General features: G+C 65.8%; 14 protein-coding genes and 1 tRNA gene. 4 read left to right on the top strand and 11 right to left on the bottom strand.

Annotation, left to right across the window (positions count from 1 at the left end; genetic code table 11):
• Positions 1-2: 2 nt before the first annotated feature.
• From pepN to CGR01S_RS06425, 3 genes are all read left to right on the top strand, one after another.
• Positions 3-2,714: an aminopeptidase N gene (gene pepN / locus CGR01S_RS06435; protein WP_042424020.1), complete on the top strand. Its 2,712-nt coding sequence runs from the start codon at positions 3-5 to the stop codon at positions 2,712-2,714.
• A gap of 12 nt (positions 2,715-2,726) precedes the next feature.
• Positions 2,727-3,734, top strand: a complete 1,008-nt coding sequence (locus CGR01S_RS06430; RefSeq protein ID WP_042424017.1) for a class 1 fructose-bisphosphatase — start codon at positions 2,727-2,729, stop codon at positions 3,732-3,734.
• Between the two features lie 12 nt (positions 3,735-3,746).
• Positions 3,747-3,822, top strand: a tRNA-Thr gene (locus CGR01S_RS06425).
• A 152-nt stretch (positions 3,823-3,974) separates the two neighbouring features.
• On the opposite strand, the gene CGR01S_RS16640 is transcribed toward CGR01S_RS06425, so the two are convergent.
• The 7 genes from CGR01S_RS16640 to CGR01S_RS06405 all read right to left on the bottom strand — a co-directional run bounded on the left by CGR01S_RS16640 (position 3,975) and on the right by CGR01S_RS06405 (position 8,294).
• Complete coding sequence (locus CGR01S_RS16640; RefSeq protein ID WP_156967514.1) at positions 3,975-4,223, bottom strand: hypothetical protein; 249 nt, start codon at positions 4,221-4,223, stop codon at positions 3,975-3,977.
• Positions 4,224-4,283: 60 nt separating this feature from the next.
• Entirely contained in the window at positions 4,284-4,436 is a 153-nt protein-coding gene (locus CGR01S_RS16635; RefSeq protein WP_156967513.1) for a hypothetical protein, read from the bottom strand.
• Positions 4,429-4,857: a hypothetical protein gene (locus CGR01S_RS06420; RefSeq protein ID WP_156967512.1), complete on the bottom strand. Its 429-nt coding sequence runs from the start codon at positions 4,855-4,857 to the stop codon at positions 4,429-4,431. The genes CGR01S_RS16635 and CGR01S_RS06420 overlap by 8 nt, the downstream gene beginning before the upstream one ends.
• A gap of 206 nt (positions 4,858-5,063) precedes the next feature.
• Complete coding sequence (locus tag CGR01S_RS06415; protein ID WP_217997528.1) at positions 5,064-6,134, bottom strand: phage major capsid protein; 1,071 nt, start codon at positions 6,132-6,134, stop codon at positions 5,064-5,066.
• A 208-nt stretch (positions 6,135-6,342) separates the two neighbouring features.
• Entirely contained in the window at positions 6,343-6,489 is a 147-nt protein-coding gene (locus CGR01S_RS16630; protein ID WP_156967511.1) for a hypothetical protein, read from the bottom strand.
• Between the two features lie 145 nt (positions 6,490-6,634).
• Positions 6,635-7,000, bottom strand: coding sequence for a VRR-NUC domain-containing protein (locus CGR01S_RS06410; protein WP_042424005.1), 366 nt, complete (start codon positions 6,998-7,000; stop codon positions 6,635-6,637).
• Between the two features lie 115 nt (positions 7,001-7,115).
• On the bottom strand, positions 7,116-8,294 hold the full coding sequence (locus tag CGR01S_RS06405; RefSeq protein WP_245616764.1) for an AAA family ATPase: 1,179 nt from the start codon (positions 8,292-8,294) through the stop codon (positions 7,116-7,118).
• 126 nt (positions 8,295-8,420) lie between these two features.
• Between CGR01S_RS06405 and CGR01S_RS06400 the strand changes: the two genes are divergently transcribed.
• The gene (locus CGR01S_RS06400) at positions 8,421-9,197 is read left to right on the top strand and encodes a crotonase/enoyl-CoA hydratase family protein (protein WP_042424003.1); all 777 of its coding nucleotides are present in this window, start codon (positions 8,421-8,423) and stop codon (positions 9,195-9,197) included.
• Between the two features lie 41 nt (positions 9,198-9,238).
• Here the strand turns inward: CGR01S_RS06400 and CGR01S_RS06395 are convergent, their stop codons facing one another.
• The 4 genes from CGR01S_RS06395 to CGR01S_RS06380 all read right to left on the bottom strand — a co-directional run bounded on the left by CGR01S_RS06395 (position 9,239) and on the right by CGR01S_RS06380 (position 16,686).
• Entirely contained in the window at positions 9,239-10,864 is a 1,626-nt protein-coding gene (locus CGR01S_RS06395; RefSeq protein WP_042424000.1) for a SpoVR family protein, read from the bottom strand.
• Complete coding sequence (locus CGR01S_RS06390) at positions 10,861-12,129, bottom strand: YeaH/YhbH family protein (protein ID WP_042423997.1); 1,269 nt, start codon at positions 12,127-12,129, stop codon at positions 10,861-10,863. Before CGR01S_RS06390 ends, CGR01S_RS06395 begins: the two co-directional genes overlap by 4 nt.
• Before the next feature lie 26 nt (positions 12,130-12,155).
• Complete coding sequence (locus CGR01S_RS06385) at positions 12,156-14,078, bottom strand: PrkA family serine protein kinase (RefSeq protein WP_042423994.1); 1,923 nt, start codon at positions 14,076-14,078, stop codon at positions 12,156-12,158.
• A gap of 223 nt (positions 14,079-14,301) precedes the next feature.
• Entirely contained in the window at positions 14,302-16,686 is a 2,385-nt protein-coding gene (locus tag CGR01S_RS06380) for a YgiQ family radical SAM protein (protein ID WP_042423991.1), read from the bottom strand.
• Between the last annotated feature and the right edge of the window lie 9 nt (positions 16,687-16,695).

Below are 16,695 nucleotides of genomic sequence, written 5' to 3'. Positions count from 1 at the left end.
GGATGAAAGAAGGACAAGCCACCGCCATCCACCGTCTGGACTACGCCCCGCCGGCGTACTGGATCGACACGGTGGATCTCACGTTCGACCTCGACCCGGCCAAGACCCGCGTCTTGAACAAGATGCGCGTGCGCCGCAACCCGGACGCACCGGCCCAGCCGCTGCGCCTGGACGGCGAGGAGCTCAACCTGGCGCGTGTGCTGGTCAATGGCGCAGGCACCTCGTTCAAGCTCGAGGGCGGCCAGCTCGTGCTGGAGAACCTGCCCGAGGGCGATGCGCCCTTCGAGCTGGAGATCTTCACCACCTGCGCGCCCGCCAAGAACACGCAGCTCTCGGGCCTGTACGTGAGCGGCGACACCTTCTTCACCCAATGCGAGGCCGAGGGCTTTCGGCGCATCACCTACTTCCTGGACCGACCCGACGTCATGGCCAGCTACAGCGTGCTGCTGCGCGCGGACAAGGCGGCCTGCCCGGTGCTGCTCTCCAACGGCAACCTCGTCGAGCAGGGTGCGCTGCCCGAGGGCCGCCACTTTGCCCGCTGGCAGGACCCGCACAAGAAGCCCTGCTACCTCTTCGCCCTGGTGGCGGGCAAGCTGGTGGCGCGCGAGCAGCAGATCATCAGCCGCGCGGGCCAGCCGCACCTGCTGCAGGTCTACGTGCGCCCGGGCGACCTGGGCAAGACCGAACACGCCATGAACTCGCTCATGGCCTCCATCGCCTGGGACGAGGCCCGCTTTGGCCTGAGCCTGGACCTGGAGCGCTTCATGATCGTCGCCACCAGCGACTTCAACATGGGCGCCATGGAGAACAAGGGCCTGAACATCTTCAACACCAAGTACGTGCTGGCGAGCGAAGCCACGGCCACCGACGCCGACTTCGCCCACATCGAGTCCGTGGTGGGGCACGAGTACTTCCACAACTGGACGGGCAACCGCGTCACCTGCCGCGACTGGTTCCAGCTCTCGCTCAAGGAGGGCCTCACGGTCTTTCGCGACCAGGAGTTCAGCCAGGACATGGCGGGCAGCCCGTCCGCGCGCGCCGTCAAGCGCATCGAGGACGTGCGCGTGCTGCGCACCGCGCAGTTCCCCGAGGACGCCGGCCCCATGGCCCACCCGGTGCGGCCCGACAGCTACGTCGAGATCAACAACTTCTACACCGTCACCATCTACGAAAAAGGCGCCGAGGTGGTGCGCATGCAGCACAACCTGGTGGGCCGCAAGGGCTTCGCGCGCGGCATGAAGCTGTACTTCGAGCGCCACGACGGCCAGGCCGTGACCTGCGACGACTTCGCCCAGGCCATGGCCGACGCCAACCCCGCCAGCCCCCTGGCCCTGCACCTGGATGGCTTCAAGCGCTGGTACAGCCAGGCCGGCACGCCGCGCGTGCGCGCCGAAGGCGCCTACGACGCCGCCACCCAGCGCTACACGCTCACGCTCACGCAAAGCTGCCCCGCCACGCCGGGCCAGCCGGACAAGCGGCCCTTCGTCATCCCGGTCGAGCTCGGCCTGCTCGCGCAGGACGGCAGCGCCCTGCCCCTGCAACTGGAGGGCGAAGCCGCCCCCGGCACCCTCTCGCGCACCGTGGTGCTGCAGGAGGCCGGCCTGACGCTGAGCTTCGTCAACGTGCCCAGCGCCCCCGTGCCCTCGCTCCTGCGCGGCTTCAGCGCGCCGGTCATCCTCGAATGCGACTACAGCGACGCCGAGCTGCTCACCCTGCTCGCGCACGACAGCGACGCCTTCAACCGCTGGGAGGCCAGCCAGCGTCTGGCGCTGCGCATTGCTACACAAGCGATAGCTGACAGCGCACTGTCCACGGGCGCTGAAGGCCAAATTGACTCCAAAATCCTGCCTGCCAGCTACATCGAGGCCATGCGCAGCGTGCTGCGCCATCCCGGCCTGGACGCGGCCTTCAAGGAGCTCGTGCTCACCCTGCCCTCGGAGACCTACATCGCCGAGCAGCTCGACGTGGTGGACCCGCAGCGCGTGCACGCCGTGCGCGAAGCCATGCGCCAGGAGCTGGCCGCCGCCCTGCAGGCCGACTGGGCCTGGGCCTGGGAGCAACACCAGCACACGGGCGCCTACCGCCCCGACGCCGCCTCGGCCGGCCGCCGCGCCCTCGCCGGCCTGGCCCTGGCCATGCTGTGCCTGGCCGCGCGCGCGAGCGGCGACACCGTCTGGCCCGGCAAGGCCTACCAGCGCTTCAAGGACGCGGGCAACATGACCGACCGCTTCAACGCCCTGTCGGCCCTGGTCGCCAGCGGCCACGCGCTGGCCCAGCCCGCCCTGGCACGCTTTCACCAGTTGTTCAAGGACGATGCGCTGGTCATCGACAAATGGTTCGCGCTGCAGGCCGGCAGCCCCGACCGCGGCGGCAATGTGCTGCCCCTGGTGCGCCAGCTCATGCAGCACCCGCAGTTTTCGCTCAAGAACCCCAACCGGGCGCGCAGCCTCATCTTCAGCTACTGCAACGCCAACCCCGGCGCCTTCCACCGCCAGGACGCCGCGGGCTATGTGTTCTGGAGCGAGCGCGTCATGGAACTCGACGCCATCAACCCCCAGGTGGCCGCACGCCTGGCGCGCGCGCTCGACCGCTGGAGCAAGCTCGCCGAACCCTGGCGCACGGCCGCGCGCGAGGCGATCGCGCGCGTCGCCGCCCGGCCCGACCTCTCCAACGACGTGCGCGAGGTCGTCACACGCGCACTGGCCAACGTATAAGGAGCCCCATCCATGTCCAAACGCATCAGCCTGACGCGCTTTCTCGTCGAACAGCAGCGCGTGCATGGCCACATCCCCTCGGAACTGCGCCTGCTGCTCGAAGTCGTGGCGCGCGCCTGCAAGAGCATCAGCCAGGCCGTCAACAAGGGCGCCCTGGGCGGCGTGCTGGGCACGGCCGGCAGCGAGAACGTCCAGGGTGAAGTGCAGAAAAAGCTCGACATCATCGCCAACGAAGTGCTGATCGAAGCCAACGAGTGGGGCGGCCACCTGGCGGCCATGGCCAGCGAGGAGATGGACGGCATCTACATCGTGCCCAACCGCTACCCCAAGGGCGAATACCTGCTCCTGTTCGATCCGCTGGACGGCTCGTCGAACATCGACGTGAACGTGAGCATCGGCACCATCTTCAGCGTGCTGCGCATGCCTGATGGCGACCGCGGCGTGGACGAGGGCGACTTCCTGCAACCGGGCAAGCGCCAGGTGGCCGCCGGCTACTGCGTCTACGGCCCGCAGACCACACTGGTGCTCACCGTGGGCGACGGCGTGGCCATGTTCACGCTCGACCGCGAGCAGGGCTCCTTCGTGCTCATCCAGGAGAACGTGCGCATTCCCGAGGACACCAAGGAATTCGCCATCAACATGAGCAACATGCGCCACTGGGACGAGCCGGTCAAGCGCTACATCGACGAATGCCTGCAGGGCAAGGAAGGCCCGCGCGGCAAGGACTTCAACATGCGCTGGATCGCCAGCATGGTGTCGGACGTGCACCGCATCATGACGCGTGGCGGCATCTTCATGTATCCGTGGGACAAGCGCGAACCCCACAAGCCCGGCAAGCTGCGCCTGCTGTACGAGGCCAACCCCATGGGCTGGCTGGTCGAACAGGCCGGCGGCGCCGCCACCAACGGCAAGCAGCGTATCCTGGACATCCAGCCCACGCAGCTGCACGAGCGCGTGAGCGTCATCCTGGGCTCAAAAAATGAGGTCGAGCGGGTGACAAGCTACCATAATGGTATATAATGTGAGGCTTAGGCCGGTGTAGCTCAGTCGGTAGAGCAGCTCATTCGTAATGAGAAGGTCGGGTGTTCGATTCATCTCTCCGGCACCAATATGGACAAGGGTTCATTGCTATGAAAATAGTAGTGAACCCTTTTTCCATTGTGGGCTTGTAGGCAATCTGTAGGCAAGTTGCCCGAATGCAGCGCCTGCGGCAGCCAACAAAAAAGCCCCACGGCGGGGGCTTCGGTTGGGGCTTGTCTGTCAGCCCGGCGGGTGCATGAACGGCATCAGGGCTTTCGCAGCATTCACCCGCAGGCGCAGCGGCAGGGCTTCATGGTTCATTGCTGCCAAAAGCCATTGCAGCGGGTCGGCAGTGTCAGGCAGGTCATCTATCAGGCGCGGCTTGTTGCGACTGCCTGCGGGCCTTCCAGCGCCTTTCCTGCGGCCTCCATGTCCTGCCATGATTTGCTGAAACTTGATTGATTTCAAAAGGGGGAATTTAAAGTCCACATGCGAGTACGTGCGGTGTCTTGCGCTCAGGCTGCCAGGGCTTTGACACCGCCCCATCCCCTACTCATCAAACCGCATGTTCACGGCCTCGATGCGGGCTTGCAAGTCGGCAACGTCGCCCACCACATCAAGCATCAACCCTTTGAGTTGCGCGCTCTCTTGCACCAGCCGGGCCAGGGCTTGCATGATGGCTTCGTATTGGGTTTCAGTCATTGAAATACTCCGCCATCTCGGGGCTAGATTCCCACGGCTTCGGCCCGGAGTGCAGAGCCTTGCGCAGCCCGGCGCTTTCTGGTCGCGTCGTGGCGCTTTTGCACAATCGCAGCTTGCCCGATAGCGCGGCCAGCGTGGCAGCGTACTGGTTCGATAGCTTGGCGGCTGGGTTGATTGCGCCATCGCCGGTGATAGGCCCGTCACGCAGCACCATCGCATCGCAAAGCCTCTTTTGGTGGTCTGCCATCACCAGCGCCTCGAGCAGCACCATGTCGCCGGTCGAAAAGTAGTTCGCATCAAGCCCGGCGCAGATTGAAACCCACAGCGCAGCAGCACCTGGGGGCAGGCCATCGGGCGGCGGCGGGCGCTTCGTGCTGAAAATGCTCGGGGTTGCCAGTGCGGCGGCGGATTTTCGGGCCATAGCGGCTCCTTGAAACTACAGGGTTAGCAACGCAGCGGGAGCTTGCCGGTTTCCAGTGGGGTCGCACCCCGTTCTGGAATGGCCCCTTGGGGTGTGAAGGTGTCGGCCACGCACCCCGCAAAAAGTGCTGCCGACGGTCGATTTATTGCGATGGCTCGACGGGCCACTTTCCAGGGGTGAAACTAACCCCCGCAATTCTTTGTCGCTTAGCTCACGACCAGCATGGAACCGGCGGTGCGGAAGATAGGAATCACGCGCACCTCGCCCAGAATGGTCACAAGGTTTTTCGTGAAGTCATCATTCACGTAGCCGACCTCGATGCTGAAACCATCGCTCACGATAAGTTCGCTGTGTGCGCTATCCATGAGCAGCGCAGAACCGGCGGTCACGCTGGGAGACAGCACCACACGCAAACCGCGCAGGCTCGGCTCGATGCTGCCCAAGTAGGAGCCGGATAGATAGTGGTCGTTTGCAGTGCCCTTCGCGGTGCAGATAGCCAGCCAGGACGTAGGCGACATGCAGACAACATCAGGCACAAAACCATCGCTTTGCATGTCAGCCACGCCCGCGCTAATCGCATCGGGCAAGGCGGTGTAGGTGCTGCTGCTGAACGCCGTCGCCAGCGTGGCCAGGCCCGTCCATGCCGGGGCGACGTTGCCGCCCCAGAGCATCGCGTCAACGCCGGCCGAGACAGAGCGCATCAGCGTGATATCCACGGCGCGTTTGAGTTCTTCGGAATCGGCCAGGGCTTGTTTGCTCATCTTGCAATAGCCCGCAACCGTCAGAGCGGATTGCGTGATGAGGCTGTGGTCAGGACGGATTGCAGCCTTCGCAGCGCCTTCGCCAGCTTGAACCGCTGCCGCGCCTTGCGTGCCGGTAAACCGCGAATACTCAACAACGGAAGTGCTTGCCACGCGGCGCGACGGGATTGCGTTTTGCAGGCCCATGATGCCGCCTTGAATGGCACCCACGCCGCCCGCGATGATGCTGCGGCCCGATGTGGTGGTCACAGGGTCGGCAGCGGCTTTGATTTCCAGGCGCAGGGATTTGGTTTTGCCGAACAGTTCGCGGTTGGCCTCGAACTGCGTCGCCACCTGCGCCCCGAGATTGTCAGCAGTGCCGCCGGGCATGGACTTCATGGTGACGCCGCCTTGCGCTAGGTCGGTCAGTGCCGCGTCAATCTTTGCATCTTGCTCTGCCTTGGCGGCTTTGATTTCTGCGCTGAGTTTGTCTTGCAGGGCCTTGATGCCCTCTTGAACTTCTTGAACGATGGACATGATGATGCCTTTCAATGTTGGATGGAAGTCGCCTAAATCCATCGCATCGCAAGCATCACGCAGGTGTCAGCAATTGGGTGTCTTTTCGCTGGCAGGGTCAGAATCACTCTGTTGTCCAGCCCGAGAAAATCACTCGGCGCCTGCCGGATGTTTTTTGCATCGCGGCATTGGGCGCGAGTGTAGCACATAGGAAAAAAAGCGCCAGCGTTTAAAGGTTTTTCACCAGTTCGCGCAGGCGGTCTAGCCGGTCGTTAAGCCTCGCCACTTCTTTGACCAGTAGCGCCATGCGGGCGGTTTCTGCCTCGGAAATTTCGGTCAGTCGCTGGATTTGGAAAATTGCTTCTTCGATGGTCATGGTCTGGTCTTTCTTCATGGGATGTGACGGGAGATTTTTTGGGATTGGCGGCGGCTCATGCCCCAGCGGTGCAAGGTCTTTTCGACAAACCTGCGGCGGGTGTGTTTGTGCCGTAGCTGCCCGGCAAGGTGGAGTAAGGCGAACGTCATTTGTTTTCTTTCAGTTGCTCGCGCACATCGCGCAGGTCACGCGCCACAAAGGCCACGCCACCAGCGGCACGGATGCGCGCCAGGAATAGGGCTTGCTCTGGGCGCAGGCGTCCGGCCTGGGCTTTCACTTCCACACCCAAAAAGCGGCCATCCTTCAATTGCCCCAGCACGTCAGGGCAGCCCGGCCAGCCGAAACGGATAAAGCGGTTGCCCACCTTTGCGGCTCCGGTGTTCATGCGCTCGGCCCATGCCACGGCGGGATGCGTTCTCAGTGCCTTCAAGACTTCCACCAGGGCGGCAGCTTCGGGGCGGCTGTTGGTTCGGGGTGTCTGTTGTTCCAGTCCGAAAAGGTCAGCAGTCATCGCAAAACCTCCCCACCGGAAAAAGTCCCCCGAAAACCTCCCCCCTTAAAGGGGGGGCGGGGAATTTCGGGCCTGGGAATCCCCGAAAACGGGGAAAACGGGGAATTTCGGGGCGTCAGGCTTGCCATATCCACCCCTCATTGCAGCCCAGCACACCACGCGCCACGAGCCCCGTGATTGCCTCTCTGGCGCGCTCTGCCTTGCGGTCGGGAGCTACCAGCAGCGCGGATGCGGCAAACGTCACGGCGGCTTCAAGCTCCACACACTTCGCCAGTGCAGGCGCTCCGGCTTTGCCCGTAGTGCCGTCCTTGAACATGGTGCGCAGGGCGGTGAGCACAATCTTTTGATTGCCACCCTGGGGCAGCTTCACGGCGCGCACATCCTGGGCGGCGGTGTCGCGCAGCACCACGCACGATGTAATGGCCTCGCCGGTTTCCTCCACGCCCAGCGTTTCCACTTGCAGCTTGAACGGGTGTGCGGTTCCGTCCTGCCCGTCCTTGCTTTTCGCAACCTTCCATTCCCGGCGGTCGCCTTCGCGTGAAACCTCGATTGCGGCATCCATCGCAGCGAATAGCGAACTGTGCCCACGCAGGCCAGCGGCGGCATTCTTGCCCGTGTGGTGAACCAGCAGCACCAGCCCACGGGTCAGGGTTTGCAGAGTCTTGGCAGCTTCCAGAATCTCGCCCATGTCGCGTGAACTGTTTTCGTCTGCGGTCGGTGCGGAACGGTTCAGCGTGTCCAGCACCACCACAGCGCCAGCAGGCACCACGGCGGCCAGGTCTAGCACGTCCTGCCCATCGGTCAGCTTGAACGGTTGCAGCATCATGCGCAGGCCATCAGGCAGCGCACGGCCCCGGCTTACTTCCCATGCCTGGGCGCGCAGCTTGAACCCGGCTTCGCCTTCCAACGCGGCGTAAACCACGGGCGCAGCTTCCACCCGGCAATCAAACCAGCGTTGCCCCTCAGCAATGGCGGCGGCCATGTCGAAGGCCAGGAACGATTTACCGGATGCGCTCGGGCCATACAGCGCAGCAAGCCCCACGGCAGGCAGCACGCCACGCACACGCCACGCCAGCGGGGGCAGGTCGCGCAGTTCATCGGCTCCCAGCAGCTTGTAGCGGGGCGCGGGCTTCGGGGGCTCTGTCGCAGCTTCCAGCGTGCAGGCCAGCACATCAAACCCGTCACGCTGGGCAAGGTCGTTCGCGTCGAAGTTCTGCGCCTCGCCCTGGGGCATGTAGGCAACGGCAGCCCCTACGGCCTGGGCAATCTCTGCGGCGCTTTCTTCCTTGCCCACATCAGGCACCAGCACCAGCCGGGCGGCGGCGTCACGCTGGCGCAGGGCTTCGGCTACGGGTGCCCTGCGGATGATCGCGCCTGTGCGGCAGTACCATGGCTTCTGATGCAGCCCCCAGGAGGAACCATGTCCGACGTCTTGTTCGCCACCGATGGCCCGGTGTGCCTGATCACCCTCAACCGCCCGGCCAAGCGCAACGCCGTGCACCGCCCCATGGCCGAGGCGCTGCGGGCGGCTTTTGAGCGCTTCGAGGCCGACGCGGGGCTGCGCGTGGCGGTGCTGCAGGGCGCGGGTGGGCATTTTTGCGCGGGCGCCGACCTGGCGGCCGTGGGGGACCCAGAGCTGCGCAACGAGTTCGACCCCGAGGGCGGCGGCAGCGGCCCCATGGGGCCCACGCGCATGGCGCTGTCCAAGCCGGTGGTGGCGGCCATCAATGGCTACGCCGTCGCCGGCGGGCTGGAGCTGGCGCTGCTGGCCGACCTGCGCGTGGCCGATGCCGATGCGACGCTGGGCGTGTTCTGCCGGCGCTGGGGCGTGCCGCTGATCGACGGCGGCACGGTGCGCCTGCCGCGCATCGTGGGCATGGGCCGGGCGCTGGACCTGATCCTCACGGGCCGTGCGGTGGCCGCCGATGAGGCGCTGGCCATGGGGCTGGTCAACCGCGTCGTGCCCCCGGGCGGCGCGCAGGCGGCGGCGCTGGAGCTGGCGCAGCAGATTGCCGCCTTTCCGCAGCAGTGCATGCTGGCCGACCGCAGTGCATGCTATGCGCAGTGGGATTTGCCGCTGCACGAGGCCTTGCGCATGGAAGGCCGCCAGGGCGTGCCCATGGTGGCAGCGGAAGGTGCGGCGGGCGCAGCGCGCTTTGCCCAGGGCGCGGGCCGGCACGGACAGGCGGCGTCCTGAGCCGCGGATGAGCGCGCCCTGCGCGAGCGCACCGGCGCCGCTCAGCCCGGCGGCGCAGGCACTGCGTACAACTGCACCGGGCGGCCCTCGCCGTCCACGCTCTCGATCTGCACGCCAAAGCCCCACAGCCGGGCGGCGTGCCTGAGCACTTCGCGCGTGTCTTCGGCCAGGGGGCGGCCCTGGTAGGGGGTGTGGCGCAGCGTGAGGCTGCGATCCCCGCGCAGGTTGACGCTCCAGACCTGGATGTTGGGCTCGCGCGTGCCCAGGTCGTATTGCTGCGAGAGCAGTTGCCGCAGGCTGCGGTAGCCTTCCTCGTCGTGGATGGCGCTGACCACCAGCTCCTTGGCGCTGGCGTCGTCGTGCACGGAAAACAGGCGCATGTCGCGCATGAGCCGCGGGCTCAGGAACTGGCCGACGAAGCTCTCGTCCTTGAAGTTGCGCATGGCGTGGTCCAGCGTGGGGAGCCACGGTGCGCCTGCGATGTCGGGGAACCAGCGCCGGTCCTCCTCGGTGGGGTGCTGGCAGATGCGCTGCAGGTCGCGGTACATGGCAAAGCCCAGCGCGTACGGGTTGATGCCGCTGTAGGCGCGATGGCCGACGGGAGGCTGGTAGATCACGTTGGTGTGCGAGCCCAGCCATTCGAGCATGACGCCATCGGTCAGCCAGCCCTCGTCGTACAGCGTGCCCAGCAAGGTGTAGTGCCAGAAGGTGGCCCAGCCTTCGTTCATGACCTGCGTCTGGCGCTGGGGGTAGAAGTACTGCGCAATCTTGCGCACGATGCGCACGATCTCGCGCTGCCAGGGCTCGAGCAGCGGGGCATGCTTTTCGATGAAGTAGAGCAGGTTCTCCTGCGGCTCCCGGGGAAAGCGCTCGGCCGCCTGGGCGGGGGCGTCCTTGCCCGGGCGCGCGGGCAGCGTGCGCCACAGCTCGTTGACCTGCTGCTGGGCGTAGTGCTCGCGCTGCTCGCGCTCCAGGCGTTCGCGCGCCAGCGTCTTGCGCACCGGGCGGCGGTAGCGGTCCACGCCGAAGCTGGCCAGCGCATGGCAGGAGTCGAGCACCTGCTCCACCGCATCCATGCCGTGGCGCTGCTCGCACTGGGCGACGAAGTCGCGCGCGTAGACCAGGTAATCGATGATGGACGAGGCATCCGTCCACATGCGGAACAGGTAGTTGCCCTTGAAGAAGCTGTTGTGCCCGTAAGCGGCGTGGGCGATCACCAGCGCCTGCATGGCGGTGGTGTTCTCCTCCATCAGGTAGCTGATGCAGGGGTCGGAGTTGATGACGATCTCGTAGGCCAGCCCCATGTGCCCGCGCCGGTAGCGCCGCTCGGTGGCGAGGAAGGCCTTGCCGTAGCTCCAGTGCCGGTAGTTCACCGGCATGCCCACGCTGGCGTAGGCGTCCATCATCTGCTCGGCGGTGATGATCTCGAGCTGGTTGGGGTAGGTATCGAGGCCAAAGCGCTCGGCGGTGGCGGCAATGGCCGCGTGGTAGCGCTCGATGAGCTCGAAGCTCCAGTCGCTCGGGTCCGGCAGGGGCTGTGCGGGGCGCGCGCCCGCGGGCAGGGGCTCGCGCGGCACGCTGCGCTGGCGGCGTTCGCCCGTGCTGGCTGCCTTCCAGGGGTTGTCGCCCACGCGGCGCTCGAGCACCGGGTAGTGCACCATGCTCATACCTGCACCCCCTCTTTCTTGAAGAGTTCGCGAAAGACCGGGTAGATGTCGCCCGGCTGGGCCACCTTGCGCATGGCAAAGTGCGGGTACAGGGGCAGCAACTGGCTGTATTCCTCCCAGAGGTTCTGCTCTTCCTCGGCCACCTGCACGTAGGCAAAGTAGCGCACCAGCGGCAGGATCCGGTCGGCCAGCAGGTCACGGCAGTTGCCGCTGTCGTTGCTGAAGTTGTCGCCGTCGCTGGCCTGGGCGACGTAGATGTTCCAGTCCTGCGCCGGGTAGCGCGCGCGCACGATGTCGCCCAGCAGCGCCAGCGCGCTGCTGACCACGGTTCCGCCGCTCTCGGTGGAGTGGAAGAACTCGTCCTCGCTCACCTCGGCCGCCTGGGTATGGTGGCGGATGAAGACGATGTCGATCGTCTCGTAGTGCCGCGTGAGGAACAGGTACAGCAGGATGAAGAAGCGCTTGGCCAGGTCCTTGCGCGCCTGGTCCATGGAGCCCGAGACGTCCATGACGCAGAACATCACCGCCTGGCTGTTGGGCACGGGCACCTGGGTGCGCGCACGAAAACGCAGGTCGATGGGGTCGAGGAAGGGCACGCGGCCCATGCGCTGCCTCAGGGCGTCGATCTGGCGCTCCAGCCCGGCGGCGGCTTCGCTGGCGCCATCGCCCGCGGCGCGCAGGGCCTCGAGCTGGGCCTGCAGCGCCTGCGATTCGCGCTGGTCGGCCTTGGTCAGCGCGATGCGCCGCCCCAGGGCGCCGCGCATGGTGCGCAGCACGGCCAGGTTGTGCGGCGTACCGTCCTGGCTGTAGCCAGCGCGGCGCGACTTCCACTGCGGGTTGTCGCCGATGTGCGTGCGCAGCAGGTGCGGCAGGGCCAGGTCTTCAAAGAAGAGCTGCATGAACTCCTCCTTGGTGAGGGTGAAGGTGAAGTCATCCTCCCCCTCCCCGCCGTCGCTGGCCTGCCCGCCCTGGCCGCTGCCACCCTCCGGCGGGCGCGCGATGCGGTCGCCGCGCACATAGTCGGCATTGCCCGGGTGCACGGTGTCGCGGATGCCGCCGGGCCCGTGGCGGAACACCGGCTCACGGATGCTTTTTTGCGGGATGGAGATGCTCTCGGCCTGCTCGATGTTCCGGATGTCGCGCTGCGCGACGGCGCGGCGCACGCTCTCGGCGATCTGCTGCTTGTAGCGGCGGATGAAGCGCTCGCGGTTGCCCACCGACTTGTTCCTGCCGGCGAGCCTGCGGTCGATGATCTGCACTGCCATCTGCCCTCCCTGGGGAGCACGGCGCCCTAGCTGCTCTTGCGCACGCGCAAGTACCACTCGCACAGCAGGCGCACCTGCTTGGCCGTGTAGCCCTTGGCCACCATGCGCGTGACGAAGTCCTCATGCTTGCGCGCGTCCTCGGCGCTGGCCTTGGCGTTGAAGCTGATGACGGGCAGCAGCTCCTCGGTGTTGGAGAACATCTTCTTCTCGATCACCAGGCGCAGCTTCTCGTAGCTCGTCCAGGCCGGGTTGCGGCCCTGGTTGTTGGCGCGGGCGCGCAGCACGAAGTTGACGATCTCGTTGCGGAAGTCCTTGGGGTTGGCGATGCCCGCGGGTTTCTCGATCTTCTCCAGCTCGGCGTTGAGCGCATTCCTGTCGAACACCTCGCCGGTGTCGGTATCGCGGTACTCGCTGTCCTGGATCCAGTAGTCCGCATACGTCACGTAGCGGTCGAAGATGTTCTGCCCGTACTCGCTGTAGCTCTCCAGGTAGGCGGTCTGGATCTCCTTGCCGATGAACTCGGCATAGCGCGGCGAGAGGTATTCCTTGATGAAGCCGGTGTACTTGGTCTCCAGCTCGGCGGGGAACTGCTCGCGCTCGATCTGCTGCTCCAGCACGTACATGAGGTGCACGGGGTTGGCCGCGACCTCGGTGCTGTCGTAGTTGAATACCTTGGAGAGAATCTTGAACGCAAAGCGTGTGGAGACGCCGCTCATGCCCTCGTCCACCCCGGCATAGTCGCGGTACTCCTGGTAGCTCTTGGCGCGCGGGTCGGTGTCCTTGAGGCTCATGCCGTCGTAGACCTGCATCTTGCTGTAGATGCTGGAGTTCTCGGGCTCCTTCAGGCGCGTGAGGATGGCGAACTGCGCCATCATCTTGAGCGTGCCCGGCGCGCAGACCGCCTGGGCCAGGGAGGATTCGCGGATCAGCTTTTCGTAAATCCGGACCTCCTCGCTCACGCGCAGGCAGTAGGGCACCTTGACGATGTAGATGCGGTCGAGGAAGGCCTCGTTGTTCTTGTTGTTGCGAAAGGCCTTCCACTCGCTCTCGTTGCTGTGCGCCAGCACGATGCCGTCGAACGGGATGGCGCCAAAGCCCTCCGTGCCCTTGTAATTGCCCTCCTGCGTGGCCGTGAGCAGCGGGTGCAGCACCTTGATGGGGGCCTTGAACATCTCCACAAATTCGAGCAGGCCCTGGTTGGCCAGGCACAGGCCGCCGCTGTAGCTGTAGGCGTCGGTATCGTCCTGGGCAAAGTTCTCGAGCTTGCGGATATCGACCTTGCCCACCAGGCTGGAGATGTCCTGGTTGTTCTCGTCGCCGGGCTCGGTCTTGGCGATGGCCACCTGCCGCAGGATGCTGGGAAAGCGCTTGACCACGCGGAACCGGCGGATGTCGCCGCCATACTCCTCCAGCCGCTTGACGGCCCAGGGCGAGAGCACGCGCTGCAGGTAGCGCCGCGGGATGCCGAACTGCTCTTCGAGGATGGGGCCGTCCTCCATGGGGTCGAACAGGCCCAGGGGCGATTCATTGACCGGCGAGCCCTTGAGCGCATAGAACGGCACCTTCTGCATCAGGTACTTGAGCCGCTCGGCAATGGAGCTCTTGCCGCCGCCCACGGGGCCCAGCAGGTACAGCACCTGCTTGCGCTCCTCCAGCCCCTGCGCGGCATGGCGGAAGAAGCTCACCACCTGCTCGATGGCGTCTTCCATGCCATAGAACTCGGCAAAGGTGGGGTAGCGCCGTATCACCTTGTTGGCGAAGAGGCGCGAGAGCTGCGGGTCGTCGCGCGTGTCCACCATCTCGGGCTCGCCAATGGCCAGAAGCATGCGCTGCGCGGCTGTGGCGTAGGCCATGGGGTTGCGCTTGCATTCGGCGAGGTACTCGTCGATGGACATGTCCTCTTCGCGGCCATGCGCGTAGCGGGCAGCGAAATTGCTGATGGCATCCATAAGGCCCTCCTGTGACGGCACTGTCGAGTGGACACCGGCAGTGCCGCAAAGTTGCAGAACATTTTGCGACCGGCTGTGGCCGTTGTAGCACTGCCAGGGGGCTTTGAACAGGGTGCATACCTGCGCTGCCGCGCTGCTGTTGCCCGGATCGCACTGCCCGGCACCGCACCCTGCATGCCCAGGCCTCCGGCGCCCCGGGCCGCGGCTGCCCGGGGCAGCGCGCTCAGCGGCGCTTGCCCTTGGCGGGCGAGGCGGGGCGGCCCTGGGTGCCTGCGCGCGGCGGCAGGCCCGTGTGCTGGGTCAGCACCTGGCCCGGCCGGGGCTGGGCGGCGGACTTGCGCGCCTGGTCCAGCGCCATGGTCGGGATCACGTGGTACTTGGCCTTGTCGGCCTTGTGGCACTGGCCCGGCAGGGGCTGGTAGGTGGGGATGAGGTGGTGCTTGCCATTGCCGATCAGGTCGGCGCGCCCCATGGCCCGGAGGGCTTCGCGCAGGAGCGGCCAGTTGGCCGGGTCGTGGTAGCGCAGAAAGGCCTTGTGCAGGCGGCGGCGCTTCTCGCCGCGCACCACGTCCACCTTCTCGCCGCGCCCGCCCTCACCCATATCGCGGTGCACGCCCTTGAGCGTATTGATGCCCGTGTGGTACATGGCCGTGGCCGTGGCCATGGTGCTGGGGTAGAAGGTCTGCACCTGGTCGGCGCGAAAGCCGTTCTTCTTGAGCCAGATGGCGAGGTTCATCATGTCCTCGTCGCTGGTGCCGGGGTGGGCGGCGATGAAGTACGGAATGAGGAACTGCTTCTTGCCCGCCTCGGCGGTGTACTTTTCAAACAGCAGCTTGAACTTGTCGTAGTTGCCGATGCCGGGCTTCATCATCTTGGTCAGCGGCCCCGCTTCGGTGTGCTCGGGCGCGATCTTGAGATACCCGCCCACATGGTGCTGCACCAGCTCTTTCACATACTCGGGCGACTGGATGGCCAGGTCGTAGCGCAGGCCCGAGCCGATCAGAATCTTCTTGATGCCCTTGATCGCGCGGCCCTTCTTGTAGATGGAAATCAAGGGGTCGTGGTCGGTCGTCAGGTTCTGGCAGATGCCGGGGTAGACGCAGCTGGGCTTCCTGCAGGCGGCCTCGATCTCGGGCGTGCGGCAGCCCAGGCGGTACATATTGGCCGTGGGACCGCCCAGGTCGGAAATGGTGCCGGTGAAGCCCTGCACCTTGTCGCGCACGTCCTCGATCTCGCGCAGGATGGACTCTTCCGAGCGGCTCTGGATGATGCGCCCCTCGTGCTCGGTGATGGAGCAGAAAGTGCAGCCGCCAAAGCAGCCGCGCATGATGTTGATGGAAAAGCGGATCACCTCCCAGGCCGGGATCTTGGTCGCGCCGTCATGGCGGCCGTTTTCGTCGGCATAGCGCGGGTGCGGGCTGCGCGCGTAGGGCAGGTCGAAGATGTGGTCCATCTCTGCCGTGGTGAGCGGAATGGGCGGCGGGTTGATCCACACGTCGCGCGCCGTGCTGCCCTCGCCATGCGCCTGCACCAGGGCACGGGCATTGCCCGGGTTGGTCTCCAGGTGCAGCACACGGCTGGCATGGGCGTAGAGCACGGGGTCGCTTTTCACCTGCTCGTAGCTGGGCAGGCGGATCACGGTCTTCTCGCGCGCCAGGGCTTTTTTGCTCAGCAGCGCCGGGTTGGGCACGAATTGCAGCGGTTTTCCTGCATCATTTTGGCCGGCAGCGCTTGTAGCACAAGCGCCAGCAGCTCCCGAATTGGTAGCATCCTCCTTGGTGCAGCTCGCGCCCTGGCCGGCCGCCTGCTCGCTGGTGGTCTGGTAGGGGTTGATGTGCGCCTCCACCGGGCCGGGGCGGTCCACCTCGGTGGAGTCGAGCTCCAGCCAGCCCTCGGCCGTCGGGTCGCCCGGGCGCCGGATGAAGGCCGTGCCGCGCACGTCCGTGATGCGCTCGACCGGCTCGCGCCGCGCCAGGCGGTGGGCGATCTCGATGAGCGCGCGCTCGGCATTGCCGTACAGCAGCAGATCGCACTTGGCGTCCACCACGATGGAGCGGCGCACCTTGTCGCTCCAGTAGTCGTAGTGCGCAATGCGGCGCAGGGACCCTTCCATGCCGCCGAGGATGATGGGCACGTCCTTGTAGGCCTCGCGGCAGCGCTGGCTGTAGACGATGGCAGCGCGGTCGGGGCGGCGGTTGCCCTCGGCGCCGGGGGTGTAGGCGTCGTCGCTGCGGATCTTGCGGTCGGCCGTGTAGCGGTTGATCATGGAATCCATGTTCCCCGCCGTCACGCCCCAGAACAGGTTGGGCTTGCCCAGCACCTTGAAGGGCTCGGCACTCTGCCAGTCCGGCTGGGCGATGATGCCCACGCGAAAGCCCTGCGCCTCCAGGGTGCGCCCGATCACGGCCATGCCGAAGCTCGGATGGTCCACATAGGCATCGCCCGTGACGATGATGATGTCGCAACTGTCCCAGCCGAGCTGCTCCATCTCGGCGCGGCTCGTGGGCAGGAACGGGGCCGTACCGAAGCGCTTGGCCCAGAAGGGCTTGTAGCTCGTGATCGGCTTGGCCGCACGCGGGAAAAACGAGACGTCGACGTAGGCGTTCATGGGGGTGCG

This window comes from Comamonas granuli NBRC 101663 (assembly GCF_000739995.1).
GTDB classification, from domain to species: domain Bacteria; phylum Pseudomonadota; class Gammaproteobacteria; order Burkholderiales; family Burkholderiaceae_C; genus Simplicispira; species Simplicispira granuli.
The sequence above is the reverse complement of the archived record's forward strand: the minus strand, read 5'-3'. Positions and strand labels throughout refer to the sequence as shown.

Coding starts and splice junctions, on each gene's coding strand:
- pepN (WP_042424020.1), top strand. CDS start 3: ATGAAAGAAGGACAAGCCACCGCCATCCACCGTCTGGACTACGCCCCG.
- CGR01S_RS06430 (WP_042424017.1), top strand. CDS start 2,727: ATGTCCAAACGCATCAGCCTGACGCGCTTTCTCGTCGAACAGCAGCGC.
- CGR01S_RS16635 (WP_156967513.1), bottom strand. CDS start 4,436: ATGACTGAAACCCAATACGAAGCCATCATGCAAGCCCTGGCCCGGCTG.
- CGR01S_RS06420 (WP_156967512.1), bottom strand. CDS start 4,857: ATGGCCCGAAAATCCGCCGCCGCACTGGCAACCCCGAGCATTTTCAGC.
- CGR01S_RS06415 (WP_217997528.1), bottom strand. CDS start 6,134: ATGTCCATCGTTCAAGAAGTTCAAGAGGGCATCAAGGCCCTGCAAGAC.
- CGR01S_RS16630 (WP_156967511.1), bottom strand. CDS start 6,489: ATGACCATCGAAGAAGCAATTTTCCAAATCCAGCGACTGACCGAAATT.
- CGR01S_RS06410 (WP_042424005.1), bottom strand. CDS start 7,000: ATGACTGCTGACCTTTTCGGACTGGAACAACAGACACCCCGAACCAAC.
- CGR01S_RS06400 (WP_042424003.1), top strand. CDS start 8,421: ATGTCCGACGTCTTGTTCGCCACCGATGGCCCGGTGTGCCTGATCACC.
- CGR01S_RS06395 (WP_042424000.1), bottom strand. CDS start 10,864: ATGAGCATGGTGCACTACCCGGTGCTCGAGCGCCGCGTGGGCGACAAC.
- CGR01S_RS06390 (WP_042423997.1), bottom strand. CDS start 12,129: ATGGCAGTGCAGATCATCGACCGCAGGCTCGCCGGCAGGAACAAGTCG.
- CGR01S_RS06385 (WP_042423994.1), bottom strand. CDS start 14,078: ATGGATGCCATCAGCAATTTCGCTGCCCGCTACGCGCATGGCCGCGAA.
- CGR01S_RS06380 (WP_042423991.1), bottom strand. CDS start 16,686: ATGAACGCCTACGTCGACGTCTCGTTTTTCCCGCGTGCGGCCAAGCCG.